General features: G+C 71.1%; 6 protein-coding genes and 1 pseudogene. 2 read left to right on the top strand and 5 right to left on the bottom strand.

The window, feature by feature from the left end; all coding sequences use genetic code 11:
- Positions 1 to 91: 91 nt before the first annotated feature.
- A complete protein-coding gene (locus HKK72_RS32140; protein WP_187238195.1) occupies positions 92 to 529 on the bottom strand; it encodes a hypothetical protein in 438 nt (145 codons plus the stop codon).
- 97 nt (positions 530 to 626) lie between these two features.
- On the opposite strand from HKK72_RS32140, the gene HKK72_RS32135 reads away from it, so the two are divergent.
- Positions 627 to 3,182 carry a PQQ-binding-like beta-propeller repeat protein gene (locus tag HKK72_RS32135; protein ID WP_187238194.1) on the top strand — a complete coding sequence of 852 codons (2,556 nt, stop codon included), beginning with the start codon at positions 627 to 629 and terminating at the stop codon, positions 3,180 to 3,182.
- Between the two features lie 21 nt (positions 3,183 to 3,203).
- Here the strand turns inward: HKK72_RS32135 and HKK72_RS32130 are convergent, their stop codons facing one another.
- The 4 genes from HKK72_RS32130 to HKK72_RS32115 all read right to left on the bottom strand — a co-directional run bounded on the left by HKK72_RS32130 (position 3,204) and on the right by HKK72_RS32115 (position 7,479).
- The gene (locus tag HKK72_RS32130; protein ID WP_315987561.1) at positions 3,204 to 4,538 is read right to left on the bottom strand and encodes a YibE/F family protein; all 1,335 of its coding nucleotides are present in this window, start codon (positions 4,536 to 4,538) and stop codon (positions 3,204 to 3,206) included.
- A gap of 171 nt (positions 4,539 to 4,709) precedes the next feature.
- Positions 4,710 to 5,528, bottom strand: coding sequence for an AfsR/SARP family transcriptional regulator (locus tag HKK72_RS32125; RefSeq protein WP_187238192.1), 819 nt, complete (start codon positions 5,526 to 5,528; stop codon positions 4,710 to 4,712).
- 210 nt (positions 5,529 to 5,738) lie between these two features.
- On the bottom strand, positions 5,739 to 7,043 hold the full coding sequence (locus HKK72_RS32120; protein WP_187238191.1) for a hypothetical protein: 1,305 nt from the start codon (positions 7,041 to 7,043) through the stop codon (positions 5,739 to 5,741).
- Positions 7,044 to 7,047: 4 nt separating this feature from the next.
- On the bottom strand, positions 7,048 to 7,479 hold the full coding sequence (locus HKK72_RS32115; protein ID WP_187238190.1) for a hypothetical protein: 432 nt from the start codon (positions 7,477 to 7,479) through the stop codon (positions 7,048 to 7,050).
- 111 nt (positions 7,480 to 7,590) lie between these two features.
- Between HKK72_RS32115 and HKK72_RS32110 the strand changes: the two are divergent.
- Positions 7,591 to 8,364: pseudogene (locus HKK72_RS32110) on the top strand (hypothetical protein); the annotation flags it as partial.

The raw sequence follows: 8,364 nt of genomic DNA, 5'->3' as shown, positions 1-8,364 counted from the left end.
TAAGAGTCGGCGGGGCGTGCAGGCGTCCCACGTCCCCGTACGCGCGTAACGCGTGTACGCCAACCCGCGTACGCGCCGTGTCGCGGGGCTCTCAGTCCTCGGGCGGTGGCGGTGGTGTGGGGGCGTCGCCCGGGTCGCTCGCCGTTCTGCGCAGCGCGGCGGCCGCGGCCCGCTCGGCGTGTTCACGGGAGTCCCAAAGGCCGATCGGGTGGTCGCCTCGCGGTGCCCATGGGCGGGTGAGCTCCCGGAACACCGTCGGGCTGTACACGGCCCGCACGCGGAACCTCGTCAGGTGGCGCAGCGGGACGACCATCCGGACGTAGCGCCGTGATCCTCGATGCCGGCCGACGACGATCGCGTTCTCCCAGCCGTCGCCCCACTGCGCCGGCAGAACCCACAGCCGTGCTCCCGCGGCGAAATGCCGGAGCCCACGCCGGAACTCCCGGCCGCCCTCACCATGCGGGATCCGATCGGTCACGTTGGCCACGACACACCAGGCCAAGATCTCGCCGACACCGTCATCGGTCACCCCACCACTATGGTGTTTCGCCTCCGACCCGACACCCATATCGGTAGTTTGGCCGCAAATCCGGAAGTTCACGGGCGCGGAGCGGAGTGATCCGGTGATGGGGAGAAGACCAGCACTGCGTTGGGCGGCCGCACTGCTGGCAGGGGTCGTGCTGGCGACGGGATGCAGCGGCGGCTCGGACAAGGACGCGCTTCCGGACGGGGACAAGCCCCCGCAGCCGGTCTCGTTCAGCGCCGGATCGCTGTGGGACGAGCGGGATCTCGGTATGGAGCGCGTCGCCGGCATCGAACTGCGCGGCGGCACCGCCATCGTCGCGGGAGACTGCCACTGCGGCGGAGGACGGCTGGCCGTCGTCGATGCGGAGACGGGCGCCCCGCGCTGGGTCCTGGACGGGGGCGAGCCGCTCAGGGGAGGGGGCGGCGCCAAGGCCTACGGCAAGTACGGCTATCTGGGGGAGCATCTTCGAGGAGCATCGGGAAGACCGCTCGTGGTCGGAGACGGCGAGGACTGGACCGTGCTGGTCCAGTACGTGGTAGGAGCGGAGCTCGGCGAGCGCGAGCGGGGCGTCGCCGCGCTCTCGGGCCGGGACGGCAGCGTCCGCTGGAAGACGCCGCTCATCAAGCCGCGTTCCGGCGAGAAGGGCGTGACCGACCGCAAGCAGAAGACCAGGCTGCTGGCCGCGGACGGCCGGATGGTCCTGGCCAGCGTGGAGTCGGAGCAGGACGCCGCGCTGACGACGGTGGCGCTCGACGCGGCCGCCGGCCGCGAGCTGTGGCGGCACGACGACGGCTGGGCGTACCAGATCGCCGGTGACGTGGTCCTGGGGGAGACACGGACGGACACCGGGCCACCGTGGGAACCGCGGAACCGCGGAGGGGCGGTCATCGCCCTCGACGCCAAGACCGGTCAGAAGAAATGGGATCTGACCGAGCGGTTCGAGAAGTCCGAGCTGAAGTCCTCGGCGGGTGGGTCGGCAGTGGTCGGGGTCGAGGACCGCTCCGGGAGCTCCTCGGTCAGCGACTCACGGACGCTGGTCGTCAACGCCGCCACCGGGGCGGACGAGAAGGCCCTCGCGAAGAGCTTCTACAGCTGCGACAGCGATGCCCGGGAACTCATCGCCTGTCTCGAGATCGGCGCACCCACGCTCGTGACGATTCGTTCAGGCGGCCGCGGCGGTCCCGTGACCGCCGAGAAGAAGGTCTTCGCCGGCAAGGTGGAGGACGGACTGTCCGTCGACACGGTCTGGCAGGACCGGATCTTCGTTCACGGCTCGGCCCGCGATGGCCCCGTCCGGTACTCCATGGTCGATCGCGCGGCGAACACTCTCCGTACCGGGCTTCCCGGCCCGGTGGCCGCGGTCTCGGAGCGCAATGCCGCCTTCTTCGTCAACAGGACCGGCCGGGACTCGGTCCCGACGGGCCTGGCCGTGCACCGCACCACCGTCGGCGGCGGGCGGCCCGCCGAGCCCGGTGGTGCGGGGAGACCGACCGTGCAGCCGGTTCCGTTCGACAAGAAGCCGCTGTGGAGCGGCAGGGCCGGTGACGGCCAGGCTCTCGCCGGTAAGGACACCGGTCTGAAAGGCGTGACGGGCTTCGCTCTGGCCGGTGACGCACTGATCTACACCGGTGAAGGCCGAGAGACCGATCGTTCCAGGCTGGTGGTCGCCGACGCCGCGACCGGCAAGGTCCGGTGGTCGATCAGCCGGAACGGCTCGCTCGGCGGCGGTGTCAACGCGGACTCGGTGGAGCGGATCCACGTCGTGGGCGACGAGGGACGGGAACTGGTGCTCATCGGGTACCGCAGAAGGTCCACCGGGGAGCAGGGGGTGGCGGCGCTCTCCCTGCGCAGCGGTGAGGTCCGCTGGACGAAGCCGGTGCTGGCCGGGGGCGACGATCGCTTCATGCGCCTCGACGCGGCCGATGGCAGGACCTTCGCGGTCACCGTGTCGGCCTTCAACGGCTCGAGCCTTCGATCCCGGGATGAAACGATCGCCTTCGCCACGGGCACCCGGCGGAGGTTGTGGCACAGGGCCGGTCTCTCGGCCGAGGCGGTGACGGGCGATCTGATCCTGACCCGCCACGAGCGGCGTGGCACCGATCTGGTGGCGCTCGACGCCTCGAACGGCAAGCGGCGGTGGGGCTTGGCCGGACGGTACAAGAGTCCGGAACTCCTGCACGCCGCGGGCTCCAGGGCCCTCGTCGCCCGGACCGCGGACGGCGCGGTGGTCCTCGACACGGCGACCGGCCGTGAGCTGGCCCGCACCACCGCGCGTCCGGCGGAATGCGATGGCGACGGTGAACTCCTGATCGTCTGCCGGGTCGGCCCCCTCGGCGATGCTTCACAGAACGGTTCACATGCCCTCACCATCGACCTCGGCGGCGGCCAGACGAAGATCACCGAGCTGCTGGGAACCTCCGGCCTGTTCGACTATCGAGGGTCGAGGCAGTGGTTCTTCGCCAGCCGATTCCAAGGGGCACAGGGGGCGCAGGGAGGAGGTTCGGGCTACCTCGCATTGGACAGTGCCGGGCGGGAGGTCGCCGGTGACCTGCCGGGCAGCCCGGGAGCGATCGGAGACCGCTATGCGGTCTTCTACACGGGCAGTCTCGGTCAGTACTCCGGAGTGACCTTCACCGTCCACCGCATGGTGGGCTGACGGGCCGTCCGACCTGGTCGTTCAGTGTCGGCGGCGGTCGTGTCCCTCGGTCGACCGAGCGGGCCCGGAGGGGGTGCGTGATCGGTGGCGGCCCTGCGGCGGTGCCGTGTGCTCGGCCGGGTCTGGTCTGAAGGAACCGGCATCGGGGTCGTGGCCGGTGTCGGGTGCGGGGTGCCGGGCGCGGGCAAGGGCGGACAGGGCGGTGGTGATGGGGACGGCGGCGATGAGGCCGAGGGTGCCTGCGACGCTTCGGACGATCTCCTGGGCGATGATGGGGCCGGTCACGACTTCGCTGAGCGGTCGCCGGCCGATGCTGAACAGCAGCATGAGCGGGAGGGCCGCTCCGGCGTAGGCCAGGATGATGGTGTTGATCACTGAGGCGATGTGGGCACGGCCGACCCGGGTGGCGGCCTTGTAGAGCTGCCGGAAGCGATAGGCGGGATTGGCCTGCGCGAGCTCGGCGACGGTGACCGACTGGGTGACGGTGACGTCGTCCAGCACACCCAGTGAGCCGATGATGATGCTGGCCAGCAGTAGCCCCTGGAGGTTGATCTGGCTGCTGAGGCCCAGGTTGAGAGAGCTGTCGTCGGTGATGCCGCTCAGGTGGGTCATCTTGATGGAGGCCCAGGCGAGCAAACCGGTCAGGGTCAGGCTGGCAAGGGTGCCGATGACGGCGATCGAGGTCGCGACGGTGAAGCCATGGGTCAGGTAGAGCACCGCGAGCATGATCGTGGCGGCGCAGACGATCGCGGCGAGAAGGGGCGGTTCCCCGGCCAGGATCGCCGGTATGAGGAACTTCAGCAGCAGCACGAACGTGACCGCGAGACCGATCAGCGCGGTCACCCCTCGCCAGCGGCCGAAGGCGATCACGGCCAGCACGAACGCCGCGGCGATGAGCCACAGCGGGCCGGTCCGGTCGTGATCGGACAGCTGGTAGGGGCTGACCTCGGGGTCACTGCCGGGGCCGGCGGGTGCGTGTAGCAGGATCACCTTGTCGTCGACGGCGAAGGTCTGCGAGCCGGGCCCGCTGGGCAGGGTCGAGGTGACGACCTCACCTGCGTCGTCCCCTGAGGTCAGTTCGACACGGGCGTCGCCGCATCTGTCGGCGTCGGTGCGCGGCGCCGTACCGCCCGGGCTTTGGGCCGCACCCGGCTCGGCCGGCCAGGCCGGCTGCTGGGGGCACGGTTTGAGGTTGATGGCGATGATCGTGCCGGTGACGTTGGTCAGCTCCGATGCCGGCGCGCCGGTGGGCTGGGGCGCCTGCGGCCACATCCAGATCAGCGCGGCCAACGTGGCCACCGCCAGCGGCACGATGACGGCCAACGTGGCCCGCACCGTTCCGGCGGAACTGCGCACGGCCGTGTGATGCGAGTGGTCAGCACCCACGTCCGGCCCCCCTCGACATCGAGGGCTCGGCGCGAGGGGAAAGGGCGTCAGGCCGGGTGACCGGCGGCAAGGTGGGCGGCACCGGTCGATTATCCCGTTCCCACAGGTGTCACGCATGTCAGTCGCGGCCAGGGCACCCGGTCATCCCCAACGGCGACCGCGTGAGGGCCGGCCGGGCGCCCGTCCACTCTTCCTCCCCGGCCGCGCGCCATCGGCGAGGATCTCCGCCTGCAGGGTCCGAAGCTCTTCACCCGGGTCGATGCCCAGTTCCTCGGCCAGATGCCGGCGCACCGTGTGATAGGCCGCCAAGGCGTCCGCCCGCCGGCCGCCGGCGTGCAGCGCCGTCATCAGGTGCACCCAGAGCCGCTCCTGTAGGGGATGCTTCGCGGCCAGCTCGAACAACTCGCCCACCAGCTCCGTGTGCCGCCCACGGCGCAGATCCACCTCGATCCGCCGTTCGAGCACCCTCAGACGCTGTTCACGCAGCCGGGGCACGGTCTCACGGTGCAGTACCTCCGATGGCACATCCGCCAGCGGTTCCCCGCGCCACTGCGCCAGCGCCCGCCTCAGCGCCGCCGCCTCCTCGTCAAGATCACCACCAACCGCCGCCCGCCTCGCCCGGTCGTGCCAGAACTCGAACCGCCCTAAGTCGAGTTGATCGGCCGGCGTCTCGATCGCGTAACCGCCCCTGTGGGTGACGATCACCTGGCCGGGCTGCCCACCGCCCAGCAACGCCCGTATCCGGGTCACATAGAGCTGGATCGCGCGGCGCGGCTGCTCAGGGGTTTCCGCGCCCCAGACCGCGTACGCCAGGTCGCCGATCGGCACCGGGCGCCGCGCGTTGAGCAGCAGTGCGGCCAGCATGTTCCGGTGCTTGGGCGAGCCGAACTCCACCGGCCGCCCGCCCACCCGAGCCTTGAGCGGGCCGAGCAATCCGAATTCCACCGTCGGTGCCGTCATTCCAAGCCCCTCGTCCCCGTCGGATCCGGTCCACGACGGCCCCCCGTGGTCGCCGGCGACGCTGTCGTCTCTTCGCGTCCGCCCGCGCGTCGTCGTATGCCGGTCATGCTTCGAGGGTGACCGCGGGAAGGGCGCCGGGTCGTCCCCATGGCGTCGACTTAGCGGTACGCCGGATCGAGTACCGCGGATACGCCGAGCCGGTGACGGCCGTCAGCCGCTGAGTAGCGCGAACAGTCCGGCGCAGGTGAGTGCGACCATCGCCACGGCGATCGGCAGTTGGTCACGGGTGGTCCGGGTGCCGGCCCGGGTGCGCAGTGCCAGGTCGTGGGCGACGACGGTGGCCGCGATGTGTCCGAGCACGATGGCGTTCACCTGCACCAGCGCGGTGAGCCATGGCGGCAGGGCGGTGTAGTCGATTCGATGGCCGGTCGAGCCGAGCAGGTTCCACCCGGTGCCGAACGGGTCGCTGGCCAGGATGACCGTCATCTGCCCTTCCAGCAGGAAGAAGGAGAAGTAGTGCGCCACCGTGTAGCCGAGCGAGATGGGCAGCAATGTGGCCGCGAACCGGGCCCGTGTCATGACATGCCGGTCGCCGCTCAGCGCGGCGGTCATGCGGGTCGCGCCCAGACAGAGCGCAGTGACACCACAGATGGCGGCGGTGAGTCCGAGGGTGCCCGCCAGCACGCTGGTCGGGTCGACGTTGTCCCGCCAGTACGTCGTGCGGCTCATCCCGTCGAAGCCGGTCGAGCCGATGAGCACGCAGCCCACGGCCATCAGACCGGGTTCGGCGCAGCCGCGCGTGAGCCCGGTCACCGGGGTGCGCAGGACGAGAACGCGGTCGTCGCGGCGCCCGATGGGGCACATCCGCGCGAGGAGGGTCGAGTACGCCTCGAAACCATCGCCGTGATCGAACCAGCCCGCTCCGTACACCGCCGCCAGCGCCAGGTTGACCATTGCGTACGCCACGATGAGCAGGCCGGCCAGGCGCGGATCGGAGCGGCCCGGAGCCACCAGTTCGAACCATACGAAGCCGGCCAGCCAGGCCGCGGCCGGCCAGTACCCGAGCCGCCGAGGGTGGGCCCGGCGCCCGGACACCGGCGTCCGGGTGATCCGGCACAGCGCCGCGTGGAGCACCCGCAGTGGATTGACGCGCCGCCAGACGGGTCCGGCGAGCACGCTGGCGGGGACCATGCCGACCCAGAAGGTCACCAGCAGCGCCCAGGGGGCGAGATTGGTCCGGTCGTCAGGGGGCCCGGCCAGAGCGACCACGACGACGAGGGCCGACGCGGCCAGCGCGACGGCACGGCCGGCCAGGGTCAGCGCGGGCGCGTCGAGAGACCGGGCCAGGCGTTCGGGCAGCGGCCGACCGGCGTTCGGAAGCAGCCGGGGACGCCGCCATGCGAGTGTGAGGGCCAGAAAGGACGCCGCGACGGCGACGCCGCCGCCGGCGATGGCGCCGGCCGCGTCGAGGGGGAGGTCGGTGCGCCCGCCGAGCCCGTGGGCGATGACGTGCACCGCCTCACCCGACCCGTAGCTCGAACAGCCGAGCACCCGAGCCGTGAAGTTCGGCCTCGAACACGCCGGGTTGATCCGCGACGAGGCCGAGGACCCCGGGGAGTCCGGGCTCCAGCGCCAGTTCACGGTCGTAGCCGTGCAGGTGGAAACGCTCGGCGACGTCGCTGGTGACGACGATGCGCACGGTTCGCCCCGGCCGTACGTTGACGCGCCCGTTCGGTGCGCGCGCCGGGCCGACCCGCACCGTGACGGCTCCGCGGCTGACCTGCACCGTGACGGCGACCGCCGGGGCTGCGGCGGAGGACCCGCGGCCGGTGCCCGGCGAGCCCGGCGACCCGGGCGGTGGGGATGGGTCGGCTCCGCAGCCGGTGATCATCGCGATGACCATGGCGGCAACCGCCGCCCTGATCGAGCGCCTCGGCTCAGGTGCCCTCACCGCTCCTCCGACCGTCGATCAGCCGCCTTGACGACAAACCATGCCATCGATCAATGTTACATAAGAAAGTGGCATATGCCCTTCATGGCGACCCCGGCCGGAGGAGTACACGTGTGGCAACGACTGATCGGTCACGGCACCGCGGCGACGGCGGGCCTGTCCGCGGCGCAGGAGCCGGCCGGGGGAGCCTCGCTCGATCAGGTGCTCATCGGCAGTGGAGCCGCCACGTTGCTGACCGCTGGACTGCTGGTGCTGGGCTTCGGCCATCGCAGCGGCCGGATTCCCGCGCTGGCCCGCTTGGCCGGCTGGTCTCAGCATGGCCTGGGCCGCGGCCTGCCCGGGTGGGCGGCGCTGCCGTCGGTGTTGTCGCTCGTCTCGCTGGTGACCGCGCTACTCGGAATGTACTGGGACATTTCGCTGCACATCTCGCGTGGCCGTGACGAGGGCCCGCTGGCCAACATCGCTCACTACCCGATCCTGATCGGGTTGTTCGGCATCTTCACGGCCGGGGTACTGGCCGTCGTGCTGCCGAAGGGCGAGCGGCCGGGCACCGCGGCGGTCCGCATCACCCGAGACTGGCACGCCCCGGTTGGAGGGGTGCTCCTCGCCGGCGCCGGTTTCTACGCGCTGCTGGGCTTTCCGCTCGACGACATCTGGCATCGAATCTTCGGCCAGGACGTCACCCTCTGGGGTCCGACCCACCTGATGCTCATCGGTGGCGCGGGACTGTCACTGGTGGCCCTCATGGTGCTTGAACGCGAGGGTCGCCACTCCCGCGGCGATCGAGCCGGCACGCCGGTACGTCCCTGGGCCCGTACCGGGCGGCGCGCCGCCATCTCCGGCGGACTGCTCATCGGGCTGTCGGTGTTCCAGGCCGAGTACGAC

It is taken from the genome of Actinomadura sp. HBU206391 (assembly GCF_014323665.1).
Classification (GTDB): domain Bacteria; phylum Actinomycetota; class Actinomycetes; order Streptosporangiales; family Streptosporangiaceae; genus Actinomadura_C.
The sequence above is the reverse complement of the archived record's forward strand: the minus strand, read 5'-3'. Positions and strand labels throughout refer to the sequence as shown.

What these genes read in the sequence shown, in the direction of transcription:
- HKK72_RS32135 (WP_187238194.1), top strand. Translation starts at nt 627, where the DNA reads ATGGGGAGAAGACCAGCACTGCGTTGGGCGGCCGCACTGCTGGCAGGG.
- HKK72_RS32125 (WP_187238192.1), bottom strand. Translation starts at nt 5,528, where the DNA reads ATGACGGCACCGACGGTGGAATTCGGATTGCTCGGCCCGCTCAAGGCT.